The sequence below is a fragment of the Collinsella sp. CLA-SR-H006 genome, from assembly GCF_040097075.1.
GTDB lineage: Bacteria > Actinomycetota > Coriobacteriia > Coriobacteriales > Coriobacteriaceae > Collinsella.
In genome coordinates this window covers 14,413-39,925 of record NZ_JBBNPD010000010.1, presented here as the reverse complement: position 1 = coordinate 39,925, position 25,513 = coordinate 14,413, and the positions used below count along the sequence as shown (strand labels likewise).

Below are 25,513 nucleotides of genomic sequence, written 5' to 3'. Positions count from 1 at the left end.
TTGCCCCATACGCCCGCCCAGGTCCGCCGGGATCACGACAGCTTGACGATCGGAGCAAAGCCCTTCATAAGCTTTTTGGTCTGGCCGGTCTTTTCGAATTGAACCTCGATCATGTCTCCGGCGACCGAGATCACGGTACCCGTGCCAAAGGTCTTGTGGCTCACGGTATCGCCCGCAGCAAAGTCCTGCGATGCGCTGGCGCGATCGACCTTGCGCTCCACCGTCGGCGACACCTTAGATGACGGCTTTTTGGCTCGCGGCGCACCCGAACCAAAGGTCGAGGCAACACGGCCGGCGTCGGGCGAGACCCCACGATGGCGCTCGGTCCCGTAGCTGCTGCCGCCAAAGAAATCGTCAAAGCTCGATCCGCCGCGCGAACCGGAACCGCCGGTCGAGCGCGTATGCGAACCGAACACCTTGCCGCCATACATATCCGAACCCATGCCCGAGCCAAAGGTGCCGTGACGGTCGCCGCGCTTCTCCCAGCCCGTGCCCTCAAAACCGGCAGAACCGATACCGCTAAACTCGATATCCTCAAACGGAATCTCATTGAGGAAGCGCGAGCGCGGGTTGGCAGAGGTCGAGCCGTAGGTGCGACGCGTGGCCGCATAGGTCAGGAACAGGCGCTTACGGGCACGCGTGATGGCGACGTAGGCCAGGCGACGCTCTTCCTCGAGCTTGCCCGGGTCATCGCTGCCGCCAAAGTCGTGCACGTGCGGGAAGATACCCTCCTCCATGCCGGCCACGAACACCGCCGGGAACTCCAGGCCCTTGGCGGAGTGGATGGTCATCATGGTAATGGCATGCGTCTCGCCGGCCAGGGAATCCAAGTCGGAGCGCAGGGCCAGCCACTCCATGAGTGCCGGCAGCGCCTTACAGGTGAGCGGACCGTAGGTGCGCTCAATCTCGTCGGCATGCACGGCACCCGCCGGCATCTCCGTCGGCGCGGCATACACGTTGCCCGCGATGGCGGCGGCCAGGGCATCCTGCGGCGAGAGCGCCGGGGCGGCTAGGCTATCGAGCGGATTGGAACCTGCGGCATCGCGCGCGCCGACGAGCGCCTCAAACGAGGATGCCGGGGCAGATGGCCCCGGTTCGGGCGCGGGCGCGCTCACCACGACAGGCTCGGGCTCGGCGCCGGCAGGCACGTCGGCAACACCGGCTGCGCGCAGCTCTTCCAAGCTCTCGAGCGTACCCTCGATATCCTCGTGCGTCTCCTCAAATTCGGCAGCGACGCCCAGGAATTCCTGGATGTTCTCGGCGCGGCTCTCGGACTCCATGGTGCCCTCGGCGCGAAACGCCTGCAGCAGACCCGTCTTATCGACAATCATCTCGACGACGTCCTTGAGCTCGCCGTCCATGCGACGGCCCTCGCGCACCAGCGACACAAAGCTCGACAGGCCGTTACGCACCTTGGCGCTAAACATGCCCGTCTCGGCTGTTGCGATCTCGCAGGCCTGGAAGAACGAGCAACGGTTGTCGCGCGCCAGCTGCTCGATCTTTTGGATCGAGGTGGAGCCGATGCCGCGACGCGGCGTGTTGATGACGCGCTTGACGCTCATCTCGTCGGCCGGGTTCACGATCATCTTGAGGTAGGCCATGACGTCGCGGATCTCGGCGCGATCGAAGAATCGCGTGCCGCCCACGATCTTGTAGGGCACGCCTGCGCGCAGGAACATATCTTCGAGGATACGCGACTGGGCGTTGGTGCGGTAGAACACGGCGATATCGTCGTAGCTCGTGCCTTTGGCATGCAGTTTTTCGATCTCGCCGGCAATCCAGCGGCCCTCGTCGCGCTCGTCGCTTGCCTGGAAGGCCTGGATCTTCTCGCCATCGCCCTCGGCCGTAAACAGACGCTTGTCCTTGCGCTGCGAGTTGTGACGCACCACGGCGTTGGCGGCGCTCAGGATATGACCCGTGGAGCGGTAGTTCTGCTCTAGCTTGACGGTCTTGCAGTTTTTAAAGTCCTTCTCAAAGTCCAGGATATTGGTGATGTCGGCGCCACGCCAGCTATAAATGGACTGGTCGTCGTCGCCCACGACCATGAGGTTTTGGTACTTGGCGGCCAGCAGGTTGGCGATCTCGTACTGGACGTGGTTGGTGTCCTGATACTCGTCGACGCTAATGTAGCGGAAGCGCTCCTGGTACTTGTCGAGCACCTCGGGGCGGGTGCGCAGCAGCTCGAGCGTGCGCACGAGCAGGTCGTCGAAGTCCATCGCGTTGGCGGCGCGCAGGCGGCGTTCCAGCTCCAGGTAGACCTGCGCGGCCTTTTTGTCATTGGGGCTGTCGGCGGATTTGAGCATGTCCTCGGGGCCGATCATGGCGTTTTTGGCCGAGCTGATCTTGCTGCGGATCATGTTGATGGGGAACTGCTTTTGCTCGATACCGAGCGCCTGCATAATGTCGCGCACCATGCGCTTTGAGTCATCGTCATCGTAGATGGTGAACTGACCGGTGTATCCCAGCAGGTCGGCGTCCTCGCGCAGCATACGCACGCACATGGCATGGAAGGTGCATACCCACATGCCACGGGTGCCGCTGGGAATGAGTGCCGCCAGACGCTCACGCATCTCGGCCGCGGCCTTGTTGGTAAACGTGATGGCAAGGATCTGCCAGGGCTTAACGCCCAGGTCGCCGAGCATATGTGCGATACGGAAGGTCAAGACGCGGGTCTTGCCCGAGCCGGCGCCGGCAAGGACCAGCAGCGGGCCCTCGGTGGTCAGGACCGCCTCGCGCTGAGCGGGATTAAGGCTGTCGATGTCGACGAGCGGCTTGGCGGGCTTGGGCGCCGGCGCGGGAGCGTCGTAGATGTCGAGCGGAACGAGCTCGGGCTCCGGCGCAGCAGGGGCGGTGTATGCATCGAGCGGCACGGGTTCCGGCGCGGGCGGCACAGGTACCGCGACATTCTTTTCCCAGGGCAAGGGCTGGGTCATGGGCGACTCCTCATCTGACGGACGGCGCGCCTGCGGGCAGCGCCATAGTTTGAGCCGTACCAGTATACCGAGCCGCGCGGACACCGACGCAAATCACACCACGACTCCGTGCGTCACCGTCAGGCTCGCCCCAGCGGATTTTGTGCAATGGGGTCAGGTTACTTTGCACCAATCTATTGGCAATCACGAAACCGCCGATGTCATGGCAGCAGCAGCGAGCGGCGGCCGGGGCGAACAAATTGGCATGAAAAGGGGGCGGCATAGACCTTTTAGTCATGCCACCCCCTTTGAATGACAAGTTGTCGCCCCGGCCGCCGCACAGCGTCGACTAAGTTAGAGGCCGAGCATCGGCTCCAGAACGAAGAAATATGCGAGCACTACGATGCCCAGGATGATGCGGTAAACACCGAAGCACTTGAAGTCGTGACGGCGGACGAAGCCCATGAGCCACTTGATGGCGATGAGCGAAACCACAAAGGCCACAACGCAGCCCACGCCCAAGATAGCGACCTCGTTGGCGCCGAACGTGCCGCCCTTGATGAAGTACTTGACCAGCTTGAGCGCACTCGCGCCAAACATAACAGGGATGGCCAGGAAGAACGTAAACTTGGACGCCACCGAACGCGTGCAGCCCAAAAGCAGGCCGCCGATGATGGTAGAACCGGAGCGAGACGTACCAGGCACCAGCGAAAGCACCTGGAAGCAGCCGATACCCAGCGCAGTCTTCCAGCTCAGGTCCTCGAGCGTGGCGATGGAGCCAAAGTCCAGATCCTCGTCATCATCCTCATCCTCAGCGGTAGCCGCGGCGGGCGCCGCAAAGTGCGCACCGGCGGGACGTCCACCCGACACCACAGCACGCGAACCAAACGAACCGGCAACGGCCATTTCCTCGCGCTTGCTCGCGCGCCAGTTCTCGATCACGATAAACAGCACGCCGTACACAATGAGCGCCAGCGCCACGACGGGAGCATTGTAGAAATGCTCCTCCATCCAGTCGTTGAGCGGCAGGCCGATCGCCGCCGCAGGAATGCAACCGAGCACAATCTTGCCCCACAGCACCCAGGTGTCGCGACGGCCCTCCTTGCCCTTGCTGGGCGAGAACGGATTGAGCTCATGGAAGAACAGCACACAGACGGCCAGAATGGCGCCGAGCTGAATCACGACCAGGAACATATTCCAGAACGTCTCGCTCACGTTCATCTTGACGAACTCGTCCACCAAGATCATGTGACCGGTCGACGAAACAGGCAGCCATTCGGTGATGCCCTCGACCAGGCCCATGAAGGCAGATTTTAGAAGCTCGATGATATCCAAAGGGACCCCCTCGTTAGACACCCGCCGATATTGTTCTGCGGACGGTGCGGGCGATGTCCCATTATCAACCGTTCGTGCGCGTCTGCGCCTACCCTTACCAAAAAACTCGTCCGTTCACAGAATTGCGAGCGGTCAAACCGAAATCCTTGGGTATAACTGCAACAAGATAAAGTGTCCGGCGGCCAACGCGCCCGCGCCCGCCCGACGCACGAGCCCCGCGCCCGTGCGATAGACCAAGGAGGAAACCATGAACGAGGGCTACACCAAGGTATTTGTTTCACTCGACGGTACTGAGCAGCAGGATTTTGTGCTCGCACGCGCCATCAAGGTCGCCGCGAACAACGGCGCCAAGCTAATCATCGGCCACGTTATCGATTCCACGGCGCTCGAGAGCGCCGGTTCCTATCCGGTCGATCTGGTCAACGGCCTAGAGGAGGCATTTAAGAACTCCATTGCCAAGCAGCTCGAGGAGGCCAAGGCCAATCCTGACATTCCCGAGGTCGAGGTCATGATTCGTGCTGGCCGTATTCGCGAGACGCTCAAGGACGAGATGCTCGACGTAGTCAAGCCCGACCTGGTGCTCTGCGGCGCACGCGGCCTGTCCTCGATCAAGTATGCGCTGCTGGGTTCGATTTCGACGTTCCTGCTACGCAATACGGACTGCGACATCTTGGTCGTGAAGTAGGTTCCTTCCCGCCGGCGCAGGGCCTGCGGGGTTATCACGCCGACGTCCTCGCCGCTTCGCGGCTGCGGGATGTCGGCTTAGATAACCCCTCCCGGCCTTGCGCCTTCGTCACCGTACTTCAACGAGTTGGCTGATAAAAGATGGCGTGCCGCCCCGTTTGGGGCGGCACGTTTTTTATGGGGCGATTCATTTAAATCCTTGCGGCTATATTCACGTTCGGGAACATAGCGCCAATTGCCTTAGCTATGTTCACGTTCGGGAACATTGCCGTCCGCACCGCAAGACGGCCCGACTACTCGAAATATTGGAACTTGTTGGTTGAGAAGGCGAATGTTACGACGAAGCCTTCGCCCGGCTCCGATGCCGCGGTGACGTCGATGCCCATCTTGGAGCACAGGCGCGCCACCAGGTAGAGGCCGATGCCTGTTGCGCGCTTGGTGGTGCGGCCGTTGTCGCCGGTAAAGCCCTTCTCGAACACGCGCGGCAGGTCTGCCGCACACACGCCACAGCCGTTGTCCGCGACGGTAAGCTCGATGCGCTCGCTTGCCAGACCCTCGTCCAGCAACGCACCCGAAAACACGATCTTTGCGCCGTCCTCACGCGCATATTTAATGCTGTTCTGAATGAGCTGGCCCAGAATAAACTCGAGCCATTTCTCGTCGGTAAAGACCTCAAAGTCGAGGTTCTCGCACACCGGAGCCACGTGCGCCGCGATAAGCTCGCGCGCGTTGGCTTTAATCGCGCCCGTCACCAAGGTCTTGAGATCCCAGCGGCGAATCAGGTAGTCGCGCTCCACGACTTCCGAGCGCGCATAGTACAGAGCTTGGTCGATATAGCGCTCCACGCGGGCAAGCTCGCGTGCCAGATCGTCCACGCGCGACAGGTCGTCTTCGCTACCGTCCAGGTTTTCCAAAATCAGATGGGCCGCCGCCAGGGGCAGCTTGGCCTCATGGACCCAGCTCTCGATATAGTCGCGATAGTCATCGGTCTGACGGCGGCCTTCGGCAACCTCGTCGCAAGCGGCTTTGCCCACCCGGCGCAAGACCTCGTACTCGAGCTCGCCCTCGGCATAGGTCGGGCATTGCACCATCTCCTGCACCCATGCGGGACTCTCGAGCTCCTCTGCCGCGCGCTCCAGCTGGCGCAGAAAACGACGACGGCGCGCGTACTCGATCACGATGCCCAGCATACCAAAGATATAGGACACGCCGACCGCCACGACCACGATAGAGACGGGTGCGCCGGCGACCGTCAGCACAAAGCAGCTCAGCAGCACGCCGCACGTCCACACGGCGACGGGAAGCAGCGCATCTTTGAAGAATTTGGCGAACGACATAGCCGGCCCCTAGACCGAATAGCCTTGGCCGCGGTGCGTCGTCAAATACCCCTTGATGCCGATTTTTTCGAGCGTGGTGCGCAGGCGGTTGATGTTGACGGTCAGCGTATTGTCGTCCACGAAGGCGTCGGAGTCCCACAGGTCCTGCATGATGGCCGGACGCGAGACGATCTTGCCCGCACGGCTCAGAAGCAGCGAGAGAATACGCAGCTCGTTTTTGGTGAGCTCGGTACTGGTACCGGTCTGCATGTTGGTGACCATGGAGCGAGCGAGATCGAGCTCCAGGCCCTTGTGGACAAGCGTGCTGCGCTCGCCCGCCGCCGCGGTGCGACGCAGCAAGGCATTGATGCGCGCCACGAGCACACGGGCGCTATAGGGCTTGGGAACAAAGTCGTCCGCGCCGAGCGTCATGGCCATGACCTCGTCGATCTCGGTCGTGCGCGACGTGAGGACGATGATGGGAACCTCGGATTCGCGGCGAACCTCGTGGCAGATATGCTGGCCGTCCTTGACGGGAAGCGTGAGGTCGAGCAGCACCAGGTCGGGCGCGGCGGCGAGAATATCGCGCGAGACATGCTCAAACGATTCGCAGGCCTCGATTTCAAACCCGGCGCGGGCAAGGATGTCGATAAGTTCACGACGAATGGGCTCGTCGTCCTCAACGACATAGATCAGCGCCATGTGTCCTCCCGTTTCTCGTAACTTGCACTTTCCACACCATTATGCCCACGGCGTCGCAGCGATGCGACCCCGTGGGCATCTAATGTGACAATAGTGTTCGGTAGCCTTGAGAGAAAATAGGGGCCGACCGGTCCTAAGCCGATCGGCCCCATCACTTCGACCTCGAGTCTCTACTCGAGCGTACGCATGTACGCGGAGATGACATCCAGGCCCTTCTGCAGGTCGTCGGTGTTATCGGAGTATGCATAGCCGATGCGCATGCTCTTGGGCTCCTCGAAGCAATCGCCCGGGGTGACGAGCGCGCCGGACTTCTTAATCATGTCGATGCAGAACGTCCTGGAGTCGATGTCGTAGTCGTAATACACGAGCGCGGTGGTACCCGCCTCGGGCTTAACGAACGACAGGTGTGGCTCGCTCTCGACCCACTTCTCCAGAACAGCAAGGTTCTGACGGACGATGCGGCGGCTGCGCTCAAGGATCACGGAAGCGTTGCCCAGAATCAGCTCCGCCACCGTCTCGCTGAATATGCCGGCGGAAATCAGGTTGTAGTCACGATGCGAGAGCAGCGCGCGACGGAGCTCCGGGCTCTTGGTGACCGCCCAGCCCAGACGCAGGCCGGCGAACGACCAGACCTTGGACATGGATGCGGTGACGATGGCCTTGTCGTACAGGTCGATCACGGATTCGGAGTACTCATCCGTCTGAGTAAGCAGGCGGTAGACCTCGTCGCAGAGCACCCACGCGTCGTGTTTGCGCGCGACCTCGACAATCGCCTTGAGCGTATCGGTGTCGAGCAGGGCGCCCGTGGGGTTGTCCGGGTTATTGATGCAGATGAGCTTGGTATCGTCGGTCACCAGGGCATCGAGCGCGTCGACGTCGACGTGGTAGCCGTTCTTGCGATCGAGCTGAAGAATATCGACCTTCGCACCGCACATCTCGGGAATCGAGTAAAGCTGCTGGTAGGTGGGCTTGACGGAGACTACGTGATCGCCCGGTTCGACGAGCGTGGAAATAACCAGGGAGTTGGCACCGGTCGCGCCGTGCGTGGGCACGATATGCCCGGGCTCGACCGTCTTATAGAGACGCGCGACCCCCTCGAGGAAGCCGGGCTGCCCCTCGATGTCTCCGTAGGTGAATCGGCGCGAGCACAGGCTATCGAGCCACGCCTTCTTGTCGGTGTTCGTAAGCTCGAACAGCTGGTCGAGCGTGAGGGAGTAGACGCACGTCTCCGCAACGTTGTGGGTGCACTTGGTCTCCCACTCGTTCATCCACTGCTCGACGGCGAAATCCTTGATCTGCATTGTCGTTTCCTTTCCTTGACTTTCTTACAGTTCCACCACGGTGCCCAGCCCCGCCTCGATGGCGCGGTCGTAGGCGATTTTCGATGCCGAAAGGTCCTGAACGGCGATGCCCGACGTATCGAACACCGTCACCTGCTCGTCATCCGAGCGCCCCGTAGCCGCGCCGGCGATGACTTCGCCGAGCTCCGCTTTGATGTCCTCGGGCGTGATGGCGCCCTCGGCAACCGGAATCTCCAGCTCACCGGACGCGACCGATTGCTCGCGGTCATCGACGTAAACAGCGGCACGGGCGACAAGCGCCGAGGCGAGCTCCTGCTTGCCGGGCATGTCGGCACCGACGCAGGAGATATGCGTACCAGGACGCACCCATGAATCGAGAATGATGGGCTTGGTCGCCGGCGTGATCGTCACGATGATGTCGGCCTCCGCCGCGGCACCTTGGCCGTCAGCCGTCGCCTCGATGGAATAGGTGGATGCCTCGCGAGCATGCTCGCAGGCGCCCAAGATATGGGCGACCTCGTCTCGCATGCGCTCGACGCGGGCCTCGGGCGCGGCATCGGAAACCGGCTCCCACACCTTGACCTCGCTCACTTTGGGACAGGCGGCGAGCACGCCCGCCACCATATAGGTGCTCATGTGGCCGGCACCCGCAACAAGCAGTTTGGACGCATCCGCCCGAGCCAGCCACTTGGCACCGAGCGCAGCGGCGGCACCGGTGCGAAGTCCAGTGACGGCGGAGGCATTGAGCAGCGCCAACGGCTCTCCCGTCGCGTTGTCGCACAGCAGCGTGGTGCCAAAGATCTCAGGCAACCCCTTTTTGGGATTCTGAGAGAACCAGGCAGTGAGCTTGAGACCGAAGAGGCCGCTTCCCGCCAACTCGCCCGAGCGGATATCCATATCGGCCACACCGGGCTCGAACTGCTCATATACCATCGGCCACGCTACACCCTTGCCCGTTGCCTTCTGGCGATATGCCTCCTCCACGGCAGCGATTGCATCCTCAATCGTCAGCACCTTGGAAACTTCCTCGGCCGAAAGCACCACCATCTGCCCCATCATCGCTCCTCTCAGCGAAAGCTTTACGTTGCTTCACTGTACGGTTTAGTAACGATGCCGCCAAGGATCATTTCTTGTTGGAATCTACAACGATTCTCGATCTGATTTTTCGTTCTATCAGCAGGTATTTGAACTATTTATCGCATCAAAGGCATACGGATGTGCGATTATCCTATTTGTACAGGTACTTATTGTAATAATTTACAAGGTGATGCTGATGCTATACACCATCTCGGACTTCTCACGGGAATATGAGGGGTCGGTCCGTCTAATCGCCGGCAGCGATGGCGTCTCGCGTGCCGTCTCTGGCGTCGGGATCCTCGATTATGAACTCATGCCCGGCCTCAAGAACAAATACCAGCGCGTCAACTTCAGCTCAGACGAGATCATCCTCAGCACTTTCCTCTATGCGAAGGACGACCCGTACCTCATCACTGAAGCCGTGAAATACCTCGTCGCCAAGGGAACGAGCGGTCTCATCATCAAAAACGTCCTGCACATCCCGATTCCCGACCAAGCCATCCGCTACGCCAACGCGCGGCACTACCCGGTCTTTCTCACGACCGACGACTCACTGTTCTTTGACAGCGTCATCTATGAGGTCAAACGGCATATCGAGCAGCTCGCGTCCATCGACTTCGCGCAGCGCGAGATCGATGCCCTGAGGACAGACGTATCGCCCGAGTCCATCTGCCGACGCATCCGAGGTCTCAACCCGTCATTTCTGGACGAAGCGGTCGCCCTGTTCGCATCGTTTGCAGGGCCCCTCGACCCGCGTACGTTTTTGCAAATCGAACGTCTCTGTGCAAAATCGACCCTCGCCGGATGCCACAACATGCTGGCACCCTATGACGGAGGTTTGCTATTCGTAGCGACAAGCGACTCGGAGCAGGCGCTCGATGTGGAGCGAATCGTGCAGGCGCTCACGGAGCTCATCGAGGCTAGCGGTATCGATGGCGGAGCGGAAGGGCTCGGCATCAGCGATATTCTGTTTGGAGACGAGGCGGTGGCGCAGGCGATCTCGCAGGCGATTTACGCACAGCGCCTATCTTGTCAACGAGCCGAGGGGCCCGTCCGCTATACGCAGCTCGGCATCCTGAGAACCGTGATGCCTTTTGCGGAAACCCCGGAGATGCGATCGTTCTCGGAGGCGATTCTCTCGCCGATACGCGAGCACGACAGTGAGCATGGCAGCGAACTGGAATCCACGCTCGCCGCATTCATCGAGAACGACCGACGTATCGAGCAAACCGCCAAGCAGACTAACCAGCACCCGAACACGATTCGATATCGCCTCGATAAGGTGACAGCTCTCACCGGACTGAGCTACAAATGTGCCCCGGAGATGGAGCAGCTGTCGCTCGCCTACGCCATCGAACGCGCTCGCTCGCTTCAGTAAGCTCACCCCGCCTTGAGGTTAGGAGCGGCGGGCACGGAGCTTTTCGTAGCCTTCAGCGAAGAAGGCGACCGTGGCGGCGTCGGCCTCGGCGGCGTCCGTCTCGGTTGCGGGGACCACGCCGTGCTCGTCGCTCACCAGGAACAAGGCGCCCTTGAGCTGTGCGGGAATATCTACGCGCGCGACCGGGATGCCCTTGGTCTGGGCCAGCTGTTCGATGAGCGTCGCCGTGCCGCACAGGCACTCGTCCGCCGGCGCCACAAAGGCAAGCTCGCCGTTGTTGACGGCAGCAAGCAGCTCGGGCGCCACGCCGGTTTCGTCGGCCTCGGAGCGGGCCTCGGCGGAGCGGGCACGTAGCGCCTTGGCCGACGTATCGGCTAGCGGCTCGTACTCCCCCACCGTCATGGCGGCGTTGCCGTTGACGTCGATCACCAGCATGAGCACGCCGTCGCGTGCGGTGTAATCGCCCTCGGCAAGCGACCACTCAACGTGCTGCTTGGCCCAGCTGAGCATGTTATGGGTAAGCGGCTCGCCCTGCACCAAGCGCTCGGACAGTGCGCGAATGTGGCGGTTGAGCATGGGCACCTTTTTATTGGACATGCGCCAACGGCAGACAAGCGCGGGCTTGTCGAGCGTAAACTTCTCGACCGCCTCCTGATTGGCGCAAAAGTCCTCGTACGCACGCTGATCCTCGGCATTGCCAAACAGCTCGGCATCATCAATCTGGGGCATGGTCATACCTTTCGTGTTAGTCATTCCGTCCTCTTATACCAAAAAGACGGCCCTCCAAACGGAGCAGCCGTCTTTTGCGGAGATTATTTTGTCCCAAGGCGGAACTTAGTGGCGGAAGTGGCGAGCGCCGGTAAAGACCATAGCAATATTGTGCTCATTGCAGGCCTGGATGCTCTCGTCGTCGCGCTTGGAGCCGCCGGGCTGAATGATGCAGGTCACGCCGTGTGCAGCAAGCACGTCGACGTTGTCGCGGAACGGGAAGAATGCGTCGCTTGCGCAGGCAAAGCCGCCCTTCTCCACGCCCTCGCGCTCGCAGAAGTCCTCGGCACGCTCGCAGGCAAGCAGCGCAGAGTCAACGCGGTTAGGCTGACCCGGGCCCATGCCAATGCCGGCCTTGCCCTTGGAAACCAAGATGGCGTTGGACTTAACGCCCTTGCAGACCTTCCAGGCAAACTCGAGCTCGGCCATCTCGGCGTCGGTGGGCTTGCGGTCGGTGGGGAACGTAAAGGTCGCGGGATCCTCGGTCACGTGGTCGACTTCCTGCACCAGCATGCCGCCGTCGATGGAGCGCAGCTCCACCTGGGCGCCGTGGTCCACGCCGCCGGTGGCCAGCACGCGCAGGTTGGGGCGCTTGGCCATGCGCTCGAGCGCCTCGGCAGTGTAGCTCGGGGCGATGATAACCTCGACGAACTGCTTGTTCTGATCGGCAAAGTGCTCGACCAGCTCATAGGGAACCTCGCGGTTGCAGGCGATGATGCCGCCGAAGGCGCTCTTGGGATCGCAGGCGAAGGCGCGGTCGTAAGCAGACGTAATGTCCTCGGCAACGGCGGAGCCGCAGGGGTTCTGGTGCTTGAGAATCACGCAGGCCGGCTCGTCGAACTCGCGGACCAGGTTCCAAGCGGCATCGGCATCCAGATAGTTGTTGTAGCTGAGCGGCTTGCCCTGGATCTGCTCGGAGCCAACGAGCGGGAACTGCGAGCTCGCGGTGTTCTCGCAGCCCTCGGCAAAGCGGTAGACCGTAGCCTTCTGCTGCGGGTTCTCGCCATAGCGCAGGTCGTCGACCTTCTCCAGCGAGATCTCGAGCTTGGCAGAGGTGTCCGCCACGTCGCTCGCCTGGGCGGCAAGCCAACGGGAGATAGCCGTGTCGTAGGCGGCGGTGGTCTGGTAGACCTTCACCTGCAGGCGACGACGGGTGGAAAGCGTGGTGCAGCCACCGGTCTCGTGCATCTCGGCCAGGACGGCATCATAGTCGGCCGGGTCGGAGATGACGGTAACGCTCGCGGCGTTCTTGGCAGCAGAGCGCAGCATAGAGGGGCCACCGATGTCGATGTGCTCGATAGCGTCCGCGAAGGTGACCTCGGGGTTGGCAACGGTCTTCTCGAACTCGTACAGGTTGACGACGACCAGGTCGATCAGCTTAATGCCGTGCTCAGCGGCCTCCTGCATGTGCTGCTCGGAATCGCGGCGGGCCAGCAGCGCGCCATGAACCTTGGGGTGCAGGGTCTTAACGCGGCCGTCCATCATCTCGGGATAGCCCGTGAACTCCTCGATGGGGGTTACGGGAACGCCCGCGTCCTCGATGGCACGAGCCGTGCCGCCCGTAGAGATGATCTCGACGCCAAAGTCGTCAACCAGCGTCCGTGCGAAATCGACGACGCCCGTCTTATCGGTAACCGAGATCAACGCGCGTGCGATCTTCACATCAGATCCCATGCAGTCCTCCTGTCTGGTACGCCGCCGTGCTCTGTGAGTCGGTGATACGTCGATCTGCAGCGCTCGCGCAGCGGCATTGAAAATACTGATTTAATGTAGCGCATCGAGCGCATCGATGCACCCCGCAACGGGCGCATATGCAGAAAAAGTTTGCGAGCAGAGGGGATGGGCACGGCACCGGGCACGGTGAGTTCATGGAACACAGGGGCACCATAATTAGATGCCAATGGCGTGGTAGAACTGTGCTCGATATGCATCCGCGAAAGAAAGAGGCACCATGGTCTCGCGGGTTCTCTACCGACCGTTTGATACCGAAGACTTCGACGCCATCGCGCTGATTCTGCAGCAGCTTTGGCATAACAATTCGGATAACGATGAGTACAACCGCCTTGAGGCCGCGTGCGACCTCGCCTACTGCCTTTCGTCGTCGACGTTTTCACAGGTTGCCGTAATCGACGGTCAGGCGCGTGGTATTTCGCTCGCGCGTGCGGGACAGAGCTCCGGCGCCACCGTTAAGGAACATTGGATGGATACCGAACGCGCGCTGCTATCGCAGATGCGTGAGCTAGAGCCCGATGCCTGCGCCGAGTACCTCTCGTTTGTGCGCGCAACCATTCGAACCAACAACCGCCTGCTCGAGAGCAGCCCGTTGCCGCACGACAACGAGGTCACGCTGCTTGCCGTGGATCGCGATGTCCATGGCCTAGGCGTTGGCACGGTTCTGCTCGATGCCGCCGTCTCGCACCTGTCCTCGCTTGGAGCGACGAGGGCGCACCTGTACACCGACTCCAACTGCTCGTGGCAGTTCTACGAACTGCACGGCTTTAAGCGCACGGCCACGCACCGCGCCAACCGCGAAGAGCGCCGCCACGCCATGCCGCGCGAAAGCTTCCTCTACGAACTCGACCTAACAGCCTAAACCCGGCAGCCATACCTAGTCATTTAGGAACGTTCCCAGTGACTAGTCGTTGGGGACAGTCTTCGTAGGTAGCGCATAAAAATGGGATGGATCCGTCGGCAGTCGCCGGAGAAGATCCATCCCAAAAATCAGAGCGCGCTAGAACGTTCCGCCGCCGCCTCCGCCGACGCCGCCGCCTCCGCCGCCAGAGAAGCCGCCGCCTCCGCCGCCGCCCGAGCTGTCGGAGCTCGACGCCAGCTCACGGATGCTCTCGTGATACACGTCGTCGAACGAATCGAGCGGAGACTCGATACCGTAATGATGGTAGTACCACCAGTAGCAGGGATAATTGTCATAGAAGCCGTCGGCCTCGCGCACCTCGGGCGGCACGGCCTCGGCAAGCTGACGCAGCACTTCCTTGGAAACACCCAGCGCCACGCCCATCACCAGCAGCTTGTTCCACAGCACCAGATCGCCGGGGACGGCTTCCTTTAGACGAGTGAAGTCCTCGAGCCAATGCTTAAGTGCCTTGCAGCGAGCCGCCACCTCGGCGCCCTCCGGCGTAAAGCGGCGGAACGTAAGGCCCACGCCGATACCCACCAGCACAATCGGCACCGAGATAACCGCGGCGGTAATGTTCGCCTGTGCGCCATCGGTAAAGAAGATGGATCCCACGGGAATAAAGGCGATCAGAATACCAAGAACCAGGCAAAACACCATTGCGACAATGCCGTCCGAGGCAACGTACTCGCTATCGGCCAACTTGCCCTTAACGGTGTTCTGATAGTCCTCGAGCTTGTCGCCCACGGGCGTAGCGTGCTGCTTGACGTAGTGCTGCAGCTCGTCAAACGTGCGCGAGCGATCACCGTTCTCGTCGGGCTTAGCACCGGCAAAGAAGACCTTGAGCACCATGCGGTCAATGCCCTTGGCCGACTTCCAGCCCGCATCACTCACCGTCACGCGATACGTCTGCTCTTCTTTTTCACGCCCCAACAGGCCCTTCTTGGCCTTGGTCACGGTCGCCTGCTCCAGCTTGATCACACGGTCGTCGGTGAGCTTCATAAGCGTGGCGATATATGCCTGATCGGGCACCTCGTTCCAGCTCATGAGAGCCGAAAGCACGGCGGGATGGTCGGCCGAAGGCACATCGCGGAAATATTCGTCCTGGAAAAGCGGCTTGGGCTTACGGCGGCGCAGCTTAAGCACAACGATTGTGCCGGTAAAGGCCAACGCCGCGACAACACTTAGCACGGCAAGTGCATTGGCAATCATGCGAGCGTGAGCGCGGCGGGCGTTAGCCTCGTCAGCCCATTCCTTCTCTTCGCTCATGATCGTTGACATGCGCTCTTCGCCCGAGGCGGTAAGCTGCGGCACCCAGTCGCTAGGGAAGGCGATGCGTGCCTCGGCGAATTCGCCCTGATGCACACAGGGAATGGTATAGGTGACCATGGGTTCGTCCGCATCGAGCGATACATCGCCCGTCAGCGGGCCGTGGCCCCATGCGCGGAAATTATCGCCCTTGACGGCCGCCGTCCCGGCAGCGGCATTTGCGAAGCGCACTTCCATCTCGACATCGTCGGAATCCGCAGACCAGCCGTCGCCCACGAACTTCCAGTAGAGCTCGGCGGTATCGGCCCAGTTCATAACCGCACCGGTCATGGTGTAGCTCACAAAATAGATCGCGCTGTCGCCGCTCTCGTGGGGGCTGAACACCTTAATCCTTACGCCGTCACTGGTCTGCTCGACCGTGTAGACGCCAGAATCGCCCTTGTTCGCGCTATCGACTTTGTTAAACGCGGTGTCCTCTTCCTCGACACTCAGCACGTCGACGCCCGCCGTGCCGCCCTGCTGGTTGGTGCCCGTATTGATCTCCCAAAACACGCCGTTGATGTCGTCGTCGAAATCAAACTGGCGTCCCTCGACAACGGTCAGCGATCCATCGGCCTCAACCGTGGCACTGATATAGGTTTGGGTCATGGAATAACCGTCGGCGTGCGCGGCGGCGGGCAGTAGCAGCAATGCAAGCGCGACGAGTGCGCAGACGGAAGCAAATCGCGCAAACAGGCGGCGCTGCCGACAGGTTTTGGCAACGGGGTCGTTCATGGGCACGTCCTTTGTCTGTGATACCAGTAACGCCATTGTCCCACGTTTACGGGCGCACATGACGAACATCTAGGCCAGCGGAGTATCAAACGGGACGAAAGTCACGCCCGCGACCGGCACCTGGGGACGTTCCTTATCTGCCGGCAATCTGGGACACTCCTTGGCATGGCCTGCGCCAGCAATAGATACCACTTCATAGCTCCGTCACAGGTGTAGCGGCTTTGTGTGGGCGCGGCACGCGCTGATTGAGCCGCCAGCCGAGGGGCATAAAGCAGTTGAGCGAAAACGGTTTGCCCCTTTGCCGTTCGCTCGAGGATCATGTCCCCCTTTTCCGCGGAAACCCCGGCAGTTGCGAAGAGCTGCCGGGGTTTCTGTCGTCTAAGGTGCCAAGTTGATGGACGGGAATCAAAGCACCGAGTCTGCAGCCCGTCACACGCAATGCGGGGCCCCGACAACTTACGGACCACAGCGACGCCTCCCCATCGCGTCCCGCGCTATACTCGTCCGCATGGATATCAAAACACGCAACATAGCAACGCCCGCCGCGGACGCGCCAGCGACGCCACCCGCCTCCGCCCCCGCGCCCGTCGTGGGCCGTTTCGCCCCGTCGCCCTCGGGCCGCATGCACCTGGGCAACGTGTTCAGCTGCCTGTGCTCGTGGCTTTCGGCCCGCAGCCAGGGCGGCAGCATCGTGCTGCGCATCGAGGACCTGGACGATCGCTGCAAGCGCCCGGAACTTGCCGCTCAACTGATTGACGATCTGACCTGGCTGGGGCTCGAGTGGGACGAAGGCCCCTACTACCAGCACGATCGCCTGGATCTGTACGAGGACGCCCTGCGCCAGCTGCAAGACGCCCGCCTCACCTATCCCTGTTTTTGCACGCGTGCCGAACTCCACGCCGCGAGCGCGCCGCACGCCAGCGACGGCACGCCCATCTACCGCGGCGCCTGCAGAGGTCTTTCTGCTGAAGAAATCACCCGCCGCAGTGCCCTGCGTGCTCCGGCCACGCGCCTGCGCGTGCCCACCGTCGACGACCTCGCCAGCGACGTGATCGAATTCGTGGACCGCACGTACGGAGCCCAATGCGAAGCACTCGCCACCGAGTGCGGTGACTTTTTGGTGCGCCGCAGCGACGGCGTTTTTGCCTACCAGCTAGCCGTGGTGGTCGACGACGCTGCCATGGACGTCACCGAGGTCGTGCGCGGATGCGATCTGCTGGGCTCCACGCCCCGCCAAATCTACCTGCAGCATCTGCTGGGACTTCCCACACCGCACTACGCGCACATTCCGCTGCTCATGTCGCCGGACGGCCGCCGCCTTTCCAAGCGCGACCGCGACCTGGACCTGGGCGAGCTCCGCGCCCGCTTTGGCGCGCCCGAGGCACTGCTGGGCTGGCTCACCGGGCAAACAGGCATCGCGCCGGACGCCACACCGCGCTCTGCCGAGCAGCTGGTTGAGCACTTTAGCTGGGATGTTATCCGTACGCATCGGGAAAACATCACTGTAACGGTCGAGTAGCCAGCCACCCCGCCCCTACGCGACATCCCAGGGCTGGAGTTCGTCGCCCAGGCGAACGATGCAGTCGTAGAGCACGGTATGGCGCTCGGCAGGGTTGGCATCCCGATGAAAATGCCCGTAGTACCAGCGCTTGTAATCCAAGCGGTCTTCCAGCTCATCGAAAAATGCCGTAAGCCGATCAACGGCGGGGTAATTCCAGCCGGGTGCCGGATAAAGCGTGGGCGAAAGCATGCGCGTGGAGCAGGTGTGGGTGATCACGTAGTCGACCTTCCAGCCCACGCTGTCGAGCTTTGCCCGCGCCTCCTCAAAGTTGCGCTCGTCCGGAAGCTCTTGCGGCCACCAGCTGGAATACGGAATGCGATATTCCTTGTCCACGCTCGTGGCGCCGCCCATGGTAAAGATCATTGAGTCATCGAGCTCGAAAGTCTCGCCACGCGTCAGGCGCCGTATGGGAGAGGTATCCGACAGGCGCTGCGTCAGCCCGCCGTGCCACAACTCCATGGGGCGCTCCGACCAGTGATCGAAACGCTCGTGGTTGCCGTCGACAAACAGCACGGTATAGGGGCGCGACTCCAGCCAGGCGATGTCGGCACATTCCTCGGCAGAGAAATCCCACGGAAAGCCAAAGTCGCCCGCGATGATGAGATAGTCGTCACTTGTCAGACCATCCCCAAGATCCCAGTCGCGCAGCTTTTGCATGTCGAGGCCGCCGTGAATATCGCCCGTCACATAGACCGTCATCGGATCACCACTTCCCTGTAAGTCGCTAGCCCACATTCTGCACGATCACTAAGTCAACCGTTCCAGCCCTTCCATCCTTTGGGACCTACCCCTCGCTCTTCCATCCAAACGGGTCAAACACCCAAAAGATCAGATCGAGCACGCCGCCGGTCATCATGGTGCCGGCAAGAGCCATGCAAACGCGCAGAGAACTGGCACTTCGGAGCACATCAAACGGCCCCAGAACAGCCAGCAGCGCGACCGCTGCGCCGGCAAGGCACAGCGCGAGGCACGGCCCCGCGTCCTTGACGCACTTCTTTGCGAGATGCTTGGTGTTGTCGCTCATTGGTATCGAACTCCTTAGAGGGTCGCTGTTCGGGTATATGCCACCGCGGCAGAGCAGGGCGGCAGGGTAAGTGTCACATGTCGTGCGGACATCAATGGAGAAACCGCCTGCTCGACCAACCTTTGACGCCGTTTTGCACCGGCACCACATCCCCCGCTATCGAGGTCTAATACTTTTCCCACCGCTACCCAAAAACTCATCCAACATTAATCTTGGCTCAAGAATCGCTTAATCTATAACCTGCACTATAGAGTTCGAACAAGGGGCGGGGCGGCGCCGCGCAACGCAGGCCGCCGAACGCAACGCTCGCGCCCATCGAACGAAAGGACAGGTCATGGACGACCTCGAAAAAGTTGAAACCATCCGCACCAAGTGCAATGTGAGCTACACCGACGCCAAGGCGGCGCTCGACGCTGCCGACGGCAACGTTTTGGACGCCATCATTTGGCTCGAGTCGCAGGGCAAGACGCAGACCACATCGGCGCACGCCGCCACCGAGTCCGCGCCGGTCGACGAGCCCTCGGCCGAGATGGTCGCCGCGCAGGCCGCCTACGAAAAGTCGAGCGAAAAGACCGACTTCTCCAAGAAGATGGACAGCGTGTGGGAGTACCTCAAAAAGCTCTTCCGCCTGAGTTTGGACACCAAGTTTATCGCCACGCGCCGCGATGCGATCATCCTCAACATTCCCATCCTGATCCCCATCGTCGCGCTGTTTGCCTGGGGCGCCACGATATGGCTGATGCTGATTGGCCTGTTCTTTGGCATGCGCTACCGCATCGACAGCAACGGCGACGTGCCCGGCAGCATCAACAACCTTATGAATCACGCCGCCGACGCCGCGGACGACATCAAGCAAAATCTCAACGACGACAAGTAATCGCAGACGGGGGCACGTATGGCACGAATCCTGATCGTAGAGGACGAGGAGAAAATCGCCCGCTTTGTGACGCTCGAGCTGGAGCACGAGGGCTACCAGGTGGAGCACGCCGCCGACGGCCGCACCGCCGTGGACCTGGCGCTGGAGCGCGACTACGATCTGATTCTGCTCGATGTGCTGTTGCCTCAGCTCAGCGGCATGGAGGTGCTGCGACGCGTCCGCAAGCACAAGGATGTGCCGGTGATTATGGTCACCGCGCGCGATGCCGTGATGGACAAGGTGGCCGGGCTCGATGCCGGCGCCGACGATTACCTGACCAAGCCGTTTGCGATTGAGGAGCTGTTCGCACGGATCCGCGTGGCGTTGAAGCGCTCGGAGGCCGTGCGGGCGGCTTCGGGCGTTGGCGGCATCGGGACGGGCGCGGCAGGCGGCACGGGTGTCGGCGCCACTGCGATGCCCCCGGTCAGTGACTCGACCCAGGTTTCCGCCTCGCTCTCCCCCGCCACGCTCGCCGTGGGCTCGGTTGCGCTCGACCCCGACCGCCGCGAAGTCACGGTCGGCGGCTCGCCCATTGCGCTCACGGCCCGCGAGTTCGATGTCCTCGCCCTGCTTATGGCGCATGCCGAGACCGTGCTCACGCGCGAACGCATCGCGCACGAAGCGCTGGGCTACGAATACATGGGCGACACCAACAACGTCGACGTGCACATCGCGCATCTACGCGCCAAGATCGAGGACGCCGGCGGCGCCCGCATCATCCAAACCGTGCGCGGGGTGGGCTATGTCTGCCGCGCGTAACGCCGAGGCCAAGCGCGTCACCTCCATCGCCCGCGCCATCAACTGGAGCTATATGTGGCGCCGCCTGATGAGCTACGTTTGGCTCGACCTGCTGCTAGTAATGATTGTGGCGGCGATCCTTGTCTATGGATACAACCAGACGCTGCCCAACGGCGCGTTTACCGCAGGATGGATCCCCAGCGCCACCGTTCGCGGCATGACGCTGACGCCCGCGCGCGGCTGGGACCCGACAACGCTCGCCTATACCGTCGAGCTTGCGCGTACCACCAAGACTTTCCCCCTCGCGCAGGACCTCGTCACGCTATGGCCTCTCTACCTTGTCGTTGTGGGTTGGCAGGTCATCAGCGTGCTCAACATGCTCGGCGGCGCCCGCCGCGTGCGCCGCACCATGGCGCCGCTCAACGATCTGGCCCTGCGCGTGGACGAACTCGGCCGCATGCAACTCGCCGGCGGCAAAATGGAAACACTGGAGCAGGCCATCGAGCGCGCAAGCGTCGACTCGCCGAGCGTCACCACCGGCGACGCCGACCTGGCAAGCATCGAGGTCGCACTCAACCGCCTGCTGCGCCAGATGCAAGAGGCCAAGCTGCAGCAGATGCGCTTTGTCAACGACGCGAGCCACGAGCTGCGCACGCCCATCGCGGTGATTCAGGGCTACGTGAACATGCTCGACCGCTGGGGTAAGGACGACCCGGACGTGCTGGCGGAATCCATCGCGTCCCTTAAAGCCGAAAGCGAGCACATGCAAGAGCTTGTGGAGCAGCTGCTGTTTTTGGCGCGCGGCGATGCCGGGCGCACGGTCCTGCGGCGCGCGCATACCAACTTGGCTGCACTGGTCAGCGAGGTATGCGAAGAATCGCAGATGATCGATACCGAGCACACGTATCGGCTGGCTTCTGACGCTGCGCTTGCCAGCGACCCGCGCTGCGACGCGCCCGTCGACGTGGCGCTCGTGAAGCAGGCTCTGCGCGTGATCGTGCAAAACGCCGCCAAGTACTCGGATGCGGGAACGACCGTCACATTTGGCATAACGCCAGATGCGGGCGCGGGCACGATCGACATAAGTGTTGAGGACGAGGGCATCGGCATGAACCAGGAATCCGCAGCTCACGCGTTCGAGCGGTTCTACCGTGCCGACAACGCGCGCGATGCCGGCGCACAGGGTTCGGGTCTGGGGCTTGCGATCGCCAAGTGGATCGTCGACAGCCACGGCGGCGTCATCGGTGTGACCTCGGTCGAAGGGGTCGGCAGCCGCTTTACGATTCGCCTGCCACGATAGGAAGCCCCTCGGCATAAATAAAGGGATAGGGCCACGCGGCCCTATCCCTTTTTGCCAGCTATGGCAGCTTGTGCGCTACTCGCGGCACAGGTGCACGGCGAAACCGGCGAACTCGCGCTTAAAATACACGAGCTTGGTACCACCGTCGGGCAGCAGCGCGCGCGACTCTTCGTTGACCTCGAGCCCGCGCTCGGCAAACCACTTCTCAGCTGCATCGATGTCGTTAACGGCAAAGCCGATGTGGCCCTTGGTGCCACGACCGTTCTGCTTCATGATCTCGACCAGCGAATCGTTGAAGTACGAAACCGGGGTCTCGATGACGGGCAGGCCCATCATCGTCGAGAACAGCTCCGCGATCTCCAGGGCGTCTGCCGGGTCGGTGGCGTTAATGCCCACATGGGCAACGCGCATACCAAAGAGCTCTACCGGGTTGGCGTTCTGCTCACTCATGCAGTCAGCGCCTACTGAGCCATGACGTCGAGAACGGCCTTCTCGGCGGCAACGCGGTTCATGCCGGTCATGAAGGGCACGCCACTCACGTACGGGCAGGTGAGGCCCTCGGGGGCAACGGTGGTGGCGATCAGCAGGTCAGCGCCCTCGTCGCAGTAATCCTTGGCCTCGGAGATGGCGCACTGCACGATCTCGTACTTGTCGGCATAACCGTTGGCGTCGAGCAGGGTAGCGACCTTCTGGGCAACGAGCGTGGAAGTAGCAGCGCCAGCACCGCAAGCCAAAACGATCTTCTTCATAGGTAATGTCTCCCTTCATGGTTTACTTTAGGTAAGTGTACCGCAGCGAGCGATGGCACTCAGCCTCGATGAGCTTTTATGCCAGTTTGCTTGCGCGCTGCGTATAATACATCTAGTACGTGTTGCCATACCGCTCGCTTTACGAGCGACTAAGGACTCTGAAATGCCCGATTCCCGCACCCTCTGGACCGCCGTCGTTATCATCTGCATCGCCGTGTCGGTGTTCTTTAGCGTCAAAAAACGCACCACGTTCAAGCGTCTGCAGCAGCTTATGGCTGCCAAGCAGTGGGACGAGTTCGATCGTTTGCTCGACGGCAAACTCACCAGCATGCTGTACCCGCGCTACAACCGCGACTACCTGCGTCTGAACTCCTATCTGCTGCGCGAGGACCACGAGCACGCCAGCGAGATGTTCGACCTGCTGTTGAGCCTCAATCTGCCCAAGATGCAGCGCGTCGACCTGGTGATTAAGGCCTTTAACTACTATGTTGGCCAGGAGGACCGCAAAAAGTCCAAAGAGCTGTTGCACGAGATCAAGGGCTTTGAGGGCGGCCAGGCCGAGGCAGTCGCACACGAATGCCAACTGATGTACGACACGATGATCCTCAAGCGCCACAACGACATTCCCGAGCTGGAGCGCATGCTCAAGGAGGCCGGTGACGACAAGGTCAAGAGCTGCCGCTTGGAGTATCTGTTGGCTCTGCAGTACAAGAACAAGGGCGACGAAGCCAAGTTCCAGGAGTTCCTGGAGAAGTCGGGGCAACACTCGATGGCCGTCAACGCGTAACGGACGGCTTGTGCTAGACTTCTAGTCTCACGGGGGCGTGGCGGAATTGGCATACGCAGGAGACTTAAAATCTCTCGCCGCAAGGATTGTGGGTTCGAGTCCCACCGCCCCTACCATATGGAGCTTTCGAGCCCGTGTCCCCAAGGGATGCGGGCTTACTTCTTTTAGATGCCGGTGGGACTCGAACCCGCGAGGGGGGGGCGAGCGTCAAGCGGACGCGCAGCGTCCGCAGCGAGCCGGCGAGGGCGCCAGCAGGCGTCCGAAGCCGGTGCGGATTTGCGCAGCAAATACGCAGACGTCCCACCGCCCCGCGCTTCAGAAAGCCAACTAATTTAGGACGGGCTAAAAAGACAGCTTCGGTCCCTTAGAAGTTGCGGTGGAATAGATCCTTTATACCGTTTACCAGCTTATTTAGGAACTATTTCACCGCAACTTATTTAGAGGGTGCTGAGCTCTGGGGTCCAGGAGATGGTGGGGGTCGCACCGTCGAGAGCCTCGTTGATGGTGGCGGCCATGCCGGCGAGTAAGCTGTTCTCGCTTACAGTGAGCGTCTTGTAGCCGCCGGCTCGCATAAGCTCGCGGATTACCACGGCACCAGCCAAGATCACGCCCGCGCGTTTGGGCTGTACACCCGGTAGAGCGGCGATGCCGTCCGCATCCAACGCAGACATGCGCTCGATAGCGGCCGAAACCTGATCCAGCGAAAGCTCGCGCAGGTGCACAAAGCTCGAATCGTACGGTTCCAGCTCATGAACGAGCGCCACGAGTGTGGTGACGGTGCCACCCACTGCGACCAAGCGTTCGGCGCGCTCAAAATTGCTCGGCAGGCCCTCAAAATAGGCAGCGAACTGCTCGCCCGCCCACGCGGCAGCGGCAGTAAGCTCGCCGCGTGCGGGCGGCAGTGCCGAGAAAAATCGCTCCGTCACACGGCGACAACCGATGTCCAGCGAACGCGTGCCCTCCAGCGCAAAGACCCCACGCTCCGGCGCATAGACGCCCGTCGCGAGCTCCGTGGATCCGCCGCCCGAATCGGCAACAATGATGCGCTCGCCGGCAAAGTCGTGCGCCACGCCAAAAAACGTCAGGCGCGCCTCGACCTCGCCCGGAATCACCTGCGGTTCGAGCCCCAGCTCACGCAGACCGTCCAGCAGCAGTGCGGCATTGGATGCATCGCGCGCGGCGCTCGTGCATGTGGTGCAAATGCACGCGGCCCCAAAGGCACGCGCCTCGTCCACAAACATGCGGCATGCAGCGAGCACGCGCTCGACCGCCGCCTCGCAAAAGCGACCCGTCGCGTCCACGCCTTCACCCAAGTCGGTAATCTCGGTATGCTTGGACGATTCCACAATCGCCCCGCCCTCGACCTGGGCCAACACCAGTCGCGACGACACCGTTCCCAGGTCGATCGCGGCCACCTTATAGCGTTTGCAATTTGTCATTGCGGGCTCCCCTCCGGGCGCTATTTGCCGTTGGACACGACCGTCTGGCCCTCGACGCCGTTAAACCCAAACAGCATGTCGAGCGCTTGGATGTACCACGGCGCGTCCTTGCCGACTTCTTCGATTTCCTTGGCAACTTCGCTGGCCTTCTTGGCGTTCGACGACTTCTGGCTCGACGAGGCATCCGAATCGCCGTCCAGGCCCTGCACTTCAATCCTCTTCTCGCCGGGCATCACCAGGCCCAGGTCCTCGGATGCCGCGTCCTTGATACCCTCCTCCGAGAGCAGCTTGTCGACGCTTTTTTGCAGCTCATCATTGTATTGCTGGCGAATCTCGACCTGCTTGGCCAAGATATCGCTCGAACGCTTTGCCACGTACAGGTCGCGCACGGGGAAATACAGGCTCACGAGCACCAGGGCAACGACGATGCCGATAAATAGCCCTCGCTGAGGACCGTGGGTAAAGTCGTAGATCGCCTTGACCACCGCGTTGTCGTTGGCGTAGTGCATAAAGTCCGAGCCCGAAAGACGGCTCGAGGGCCTGCTCGACCTGTCGTGCGTCTGGGCCGAGGGACGCGACGCATGCGACGAACGTGCCGGGCGCACTGGTCCATCTGCCAAAGTATTCACATGAGCATTGGGGCGCGAGGTACTTGTCGGGCGCTGCGTGGAGCGGTCGGCGCCGGCGTAGACGGACCCACCGAGCTGCACCGTGCGCGCACGGCGAGGCGACGGCTCACGCGAACCGGCGGAATAGTACCTGTTGTCGTAAATCTGATCCATGTGCGCCTTGTGCGGTTGAGGTTTGTTTGCGCTAAGTATTCTAGTTATAGCACGAGCGCGCGCACCGCC

General features: G+C 61.6%; 23 protein-coding genes and 1 tRNA gene. 9 read left to right on the top strand and 15 right to left on the bottom strand.

The window, feature by feature from the left end; genetic code table 11:
- Nucleotides 1-32: 32 nt before the first annotated feature.
- Both AAA069_RS06820 and AAA069_RS06815 read right to left on the bottom strand, forming a co-directional pair.
- Nucleotides 33-2,933: a UvrD-helicase domain-containing protein gene (locus tag AAA069_RS06820; protein ID WP_349127917.1), complete on the bottom strand. Its 2,901-nt coding sequence runs from the start codon at nucleotides 2,931-2,933 to the stop codon at nucleotides 33-35.
- A 333-nt stretch (nucleotides 2,934-3,266) separates the two neighbouring features.
- Nucleotides 3,267-4,247: an undecaprenyl-diphosphate phosphatase gene (locus tag AAA069_RS06815; protein ID WP_117790819.1), complete on the bottom strand. Its 981-nt coding sequence runs from the start codon at nucleotides 4,245-4,247 to the stop codon at nucleotides 3,267-3,269.
- A 247-nt stretch (nucleotides 4,248-4,494) separates the two neighbouring features.
- On the opposite strand from AAA069_RS06815, the gene AAA069_RS06810 reads away from it, so the two are divergent.
- Nucleotides 4,495-4,932 carry a universal stress protein gene (locus tag AAA069_RS06810; RefSeq protein ID WP_006235921.1) on the top strand — a complete coding sequence of 146 codons (438 nt, stop codon included), beginning with the start codon at nucleotides 4,495-4,497 and terminating at the stop codon, nucleotides 4,930-4,932.
- 292 nt (nucleotides 4,933-5,224) lie between these two features.
- Here the strand turns inward: AAA069_RS06810 and AAA069_RS06805 are convergent, their stop codons facing one another.
- The 4 genes from AAA069_RS06805 to AAA069_RS06790 all read right to left on the bottom strand — a co-directional run bounded on the left by AAA069_RS06805 (nucleotide 5,225) and on the right by AAA069_RS06790 (nucleotide 9,306).
- Nucleotides 5,225-6,268 (bottom strand): sensor histidine kinase, encoded by a 1,044-nt coding sequence (locus AAA069_RS06805; RefSeq protein ID WP_022094940.1) that lies wholly within the window; start codon nucleotides 6,266-6,268, stop codon nucleotides 5,225-5,227.
- 9 nt (nucleotides 6,269-6,277) lie between these two features.
- A complete protein-coding gene (locus AAA069_RS06800) occupies nucleotides 6,278-6,949 on the bottom strand; it encodes a response regulator transcription factor (protein WP_349127916.1) in 672 nt (223 codons plus the stop codon).
- Nucleotides 6,950-7,119: 170 nt separating this feature from the next.
- Nucleotides 7,120-8,250: an aminotransferase gene (locus AAA069_RS06795; RefSeq protein ID WP_349127915.1), complete on the bottom strand. Its 1,131-nt coding sequence runs from the start codon at nucleotides 8,248-8,250 to the stop codon at nucleotides 7,120-7,122.
- A 24-nt stretch (nucleotides 8,251-8,274) separates the two neighbouring features.
- On the bottom strand, nucleotides 8,275-9,306 hold the full coding sequence (locus tag AAA069_RS06790) for an ornithine cyclodeaminase family protein (RefSeq protein ID WP_349127914.1): 1,032 nt from the start codon (nucleotides 9,304-9,306) through the stop codon (nucleotides 8,275-8,277).
- 217 nt (nucleotides 9,307-9,523) lie between these two features.
- Between AAA069_RS06790 and AAA069_RS06785 the strand changes: the two genes are divergently transcribed.
- Entirely contained in the window at nucleotides 9,524-10,705 is a 1,182-nt protein-coding gene (locus tag AAA069_RS06785) for a PucR family transcriptional regulator (RefSeq protein WP_349127913.1), read from the top strand.
- A gap of 18 nt (nucleotides 10,706-10,723) precedes the next feature.
- On the opposite strand, the gene AAA069_RS06780 is transcribed toward AAA069_RS06785, so the two are convergent.
- Nucleotides 10,724-11,458, bottom strand: coding sequence for a hypothetical protein (locus AAA069_RS06780; RefSeq protein WP_349127912.1), 735 nt, complete (start codon nucleotides 11,456-11,458; stop codon nucleotides 10,724-10,726).
- An 81-nt stretch (nucleotides 11,459-11,539) separates the two neighbouring features.
- Nucleotides 11,540-13,147 carry a bifunctional phosphoribosylaminoimidazolecarboxamide formyltransferase/IMP cyclohydrolase gene (purH, locus tag AAA069_RS06775; protein ID WP_349127911.1) on the bottom strand — a complete coding sequence of 536 codons (1,608 nt, stop codon included), beginning with the start codon at nucleotides 13,145-13,147 and terminating at the stop codon, nucleotides 11,540-11,542.
- A gap of 277 nt (nucleotides 13,148-13,424) precedes the next feature.
- Between purH and AAA069_RS06770 the strand changes: the two genes are divergently transcribed.
- A complete protein-coding gene (locus AAA069_RS06770; protein WP_349127910.1) occupies nucleotides 13,425-14,066 on the top strand; it encodes a GNAT family N-acetyltransferase in 642 nt (213 codons plus the stop codon).
- Nucleotides 14,067-14,204: 138 nt separating this feature from the next.
- Here the strand turns inward: AAA069_RS06770 and AAA069_RS06765 are convergent, their stop codons facing one another.
- A complete protein-coding gene (locus AAA069_RS06765; protein ID WP_349127909.1) occupies nucleotides 14,205-16,148 on the bottom strand; it encodes a DUF2207 domain-containing protein in 1,944 nt (647 codons plus the stop codon).
- A gap of 508 nt (nucleotides 16,149-16,656) precedes the next feature.
- Here AAA069_RS06765 and gluQRS point away from each other — a divergent pair.
- Nucleotides 16,657-17,667 (top strand): tRNA glutamyl-Q(34) synthetase GluQRS, encoded by a 1,011-nt coding sequence (gene gluQRS / locus AAA069_RS06760; protein WP_349127908.1) that lies wholly within the window; start codon nucleotides 16,657-16,659, stop codon nucleotides 17,665-17,667.
- A 15-nt stretch (nucleotides 17,668-17,682) separates the two neighbouring features.
- Here the strand turns inward: gluQRS and AAA069_RS06755 are convergent, their stop codons facing one another.
- Complete coding sequence (locus AAA069_RS06755; RefSeq protein ID WP_349127907.1) at nucleotides 17,683-18,408, bottom strand: metallophosphoesterase; 726 nt, start codon at nucleotides 18,406-18,408, stop codon at nucleotides 17,683-17,685.
- Between the two features lie 85 nt (nucleotides 18,409-18,493).
- Nucleotides 18,494-18,733 (bottom strand): hypothetical protein, encoded by a 240-nt coding sequence (locus AAA069_RS06750; RefSeq protein WP_349127906.1) that lies wholly within the window; start codon nucleotides 18,731-18,733, stop codon nucleotides 18,494-18,496.
- 334 nt (nucleotides 18,734-19,067) lie between these two features.
- On the opposite strand from AAA069_RS06750, the gene AAA069_RS06745 reads away from it, so the two are divergent.
- Genes AAA069_RS06745 through AAA069_RS06735 form a run of 3 tightly spaced genes read left to right on the top strand, consistent with a single transcriptional unit; the run spans nucleotide 19,068 to nucleotide 21,687 of the window.
- Nucleotides 19,068-19,610, top strand: a complete 543-nt coding sequence (locus AAA069_RS06745; protein WP_349127905.1) for a DUF4342 domain-containing protein — start codon at nucleotides 19,068-19,070, stop codon at nucleotides 19,608-19,610.
- A gap of 18 nt (nucleotides 19,611-19,628) precedes the next feature.
- On the top strand, nucleotides 19,629-20,408 hold the full coding sequence (locus AAA069_RS06740; RefSeq protein WP_227790558.1) for a response regulator transcription factor: 780 nt from the start codon (nucleotides 19,629-19,631) through the stop codon (nucleotides 20,406-20,408).
- The gene (locus AAA069_RS06735; RefSeq protein WP_349127904.1) at nucleotides 20,392-21,687 is read left to right on the top strand and encodes a HAMP domain-containing sensor histidine kinase; all 1,296 of its coding nucleotides are present in this window, start codon (nucleotides 20,392-20,394) and stop codon (nucleotides 21,685-21,687) included. Before AAA069_RS06740 ends, AAA069_RS06735 begins: the two co-directional genes overlap by 17 nt.
- A 75-nt stretch (nucleotides 21,688-21,762) precedes the next feature.
- Here AAA069_RS06735 and AAA069_RS06730 read toward each other — a convergent pair whose 3' ends face one another.
- Together AAA069_RS06730 and AAA069_RS06725 are read right to left on the bottom strand one after the other, a co-directional pair.
- Nucleotides 21,763-22,137 (bottom strand): VOC family protein, encoded by a 375-nt coding sequence (locus AAA069_RS06730; protein WP_055310391.1) that lies wholly within the window; start codon nucleotides 22,135-22,137, stop codon nucleotides 21,763-21,765.
- A gap of 11 nt (nucleotides 22,138-22,148) precedes the next feature.
- Nucleotides 22,149-22,436, bottom strand: a complete 288-nt coding sequence (locus AAA069_RS06725; RefSeq protein WP_006235903.1) for a PTS sugar transporter subunit IIB — start codon at nucleotides 22,434-22,436, stop codon at nucleotides 22,149-22,151.
- 163 nt (nucleotides 22,437-22,599) lie between these two features.
- On the opposite strand from AAA069_RS06725, the gene AAA069_RS06720 reads away from it, so the two are divergent.
- Nucleotides 22,600-23,223, top strand: coding sequence for a hypothetical protein (locus AAA069_RS06720; protein WP_349127903.1), 624 nt, complete (start codon nucleotides 22,600-22,602; stop codon nucleotides 23,221-23,223).
- A gap of 31 nt (nucleotides 23,224-23,254) precedes the next feature.
- Nucleotides 23,255-23,339, top strand: a tRNA-Leu gene (locus AAA069_RS06715).
- A 321-nt stretch (nucleotides 23,340-23,660) separates the two neighbouring features.
- On the opposite strand, the gene AAA069_RS06710 is transcribed toward AAA069_RS06715, so the two are convergent.
- Together AAA069_RS06710 and AAA069_RS06705 are read right to left on the bottom strand one after the other, a co-directional pair.
- Complete coding sequence (locus tag AAA069_RS06710) at nucleotides 23,661-24,662, bottom strand: hypothetical protein (RefSeq protein WP_349127902.1); 1,002 nt, start codon at nucleotides 24,660-24,662, stop codon at nucleotides 23,661-23,663.
- A gap of 20 nt (nucleotides 24,663-24,682) precedes the next feature.
- On the bottom strand, nucleotides 24,683-25,444 hold the full coding sequence (locus tag AAA069_RS06705; protein WP_349127901.1) for a hypothetical protein: 762 nt from the start codon (nucleotides 25,442-25,444) through the stop codon (nucleotides 24,683-24,685).
- Nucleotides 25,445-25,513: the final 69 nt, after the last annotated feature.

Coding starts and splice junctions, on each gene's coding strand:
- AAA069_RS06820 (WP_349127917.1), bottom strand. CDS start 2,933: ATGACCCAGCCCTTGCCCTGGGAAAAGAATGTCGCGGTACCTGTGCCG.
- AAA069_RS06810 (WP_006235921.1), top strand. CDS start 4,495: ATGAACGAGGGCTACACCAAGGTATTTGTTTCACTCGACGGTACTGAG.
- AAA069_RS06805 (WP_022094940.1), bottom strand. CDS start 6,268: ATGTCGTTCGCCAAATTCTTCAAAGATGCGCTGCTTCCCGTCGCCGTG.
- AAA069_RS06800 (WP_349127916.1), bottom strand. CDS start 6,949: ATGGCGCTGATCTATGTCGTTGAGGACGACGAGCCCATTCGTCGTGAA.
- AAA069_RS06795 (WP_349127915.1), bottom strand. CDS start 8,250: ATGCAGATCAAGGATTTCGCCGTCGAGCAGTGGATGAACGAGTGGGAG.
- AAA069_RS06790 (WP_349127914.1), bottom strand. CDS start 9,306: ATGGGGCAGATGGTGGTGCTTTCGGCCGAGGAAGTTTCCAAGGTGCTG.
- AAA069_RS06785 (WP_349127913.1), top strand. CDS start 9,524: ATGCTATACACCATCTCGGACTTCTCACGGGAATATGAGGGGTCGGTC.
- AAA069_RS06780 (WP_349127912.1), bottom strand. CDS start 11,458: ATGACTAACACGAAAGGTATGACCATGCCCCAGATTGATGATGCCGAG.
- purH (WP_349127911.1), bottom strand. CDS start 13,147: ATGGGATCTGATGTGAAGATCGCACGCGCGTTGATCTCGGTTACCGAT.
- AAA069_RS06770 (WP_349127910.1), top strand. CDS start 13,425: ATGGTCTCGCGGGTTCTCTACCGACCGTTTGATACCGAAGACTTCGAC.
- AAA069_RS06765 (WP_349127909.1), bottom strand. CDS start 16,148: ATGAACGACCCCGTTGCCAAAACCTGTCGGCAGCGCCGCCTGTTTGCG.
- gluQRS (WP_349127908.1), top strand. CDS start 16,657: ATGGATATCAAAACACGCAACATAGCAACGCCCGCCGCGGACGCGCCA.
- AAA069_RS06755 (WP_349127907.1), bottom strand. CDS start 18,408: ATGACGGTCTATGTGACGGGCGATATTCACGGCGGCCTCGACATGCAA.
- AAA069_RS06750 (WP_349127906.1), bottom strand. CDS start 18,733: ATGAGCGACAACACCAAGCATCTCGCAAAGAAGTGCGTCAAGGACGCG.
- AAA069_RS06745 (WP_349127905.1), top strand. CDS start 19,068: ATGGACGACCTCGAAAAAGTTGAAACCATCCGCACCAAGTGCAATGTG.
- AAA069_RS06740 (WP_227790558.1), top strand. CDS start 19,629: ATGGCACGAATCCTGATCGTAGAGGACGAGGAGAAAATCGCCCGCTTT.
- AAA069_RS06735 (WP_349127904.1), top strand. CDS start 20,392: ATGTCTGCCGCGCGTAACGCCGAGGCCAAGCGCGTCACCTCCATCGCC.
- AAA069_RS06730 (WP_055310391.1), bottom strand. CDS start 22,137: ATGAGTGAGCAGAACGCCAACCCGGTAGAGCTCTTTGGTATGCGCGTT.
- AAA069_RS06725 (WP_006235903.1), bottom strand. CDS start 22,436: ATGAAGAAGATCGTTTTGGCTTGCGGTGCTGGCGCTGCTACTTCCACG.
- AAA069_RS06720 (WP_349127903.1), top strand. CDS start 22,600: ATGCCCGATTCCCGCACCCTCTGGACCGCCGTCGTTATCATCTGCATC.
- AAA069_RS06710 (WP_349127902.1), bottom strand. CDS start 24,662: ATGACAAATTGCAAACGCTATAAGGTGGCCGCGATCGACCTGGGAACG.
- AAA069_RS06705 (WP_349127901.1), bottom strand. CDS start 25,444: ATGGATCAGATTTACGACAACAGGTACTATTCCGCCGGTTCGCGTGAG.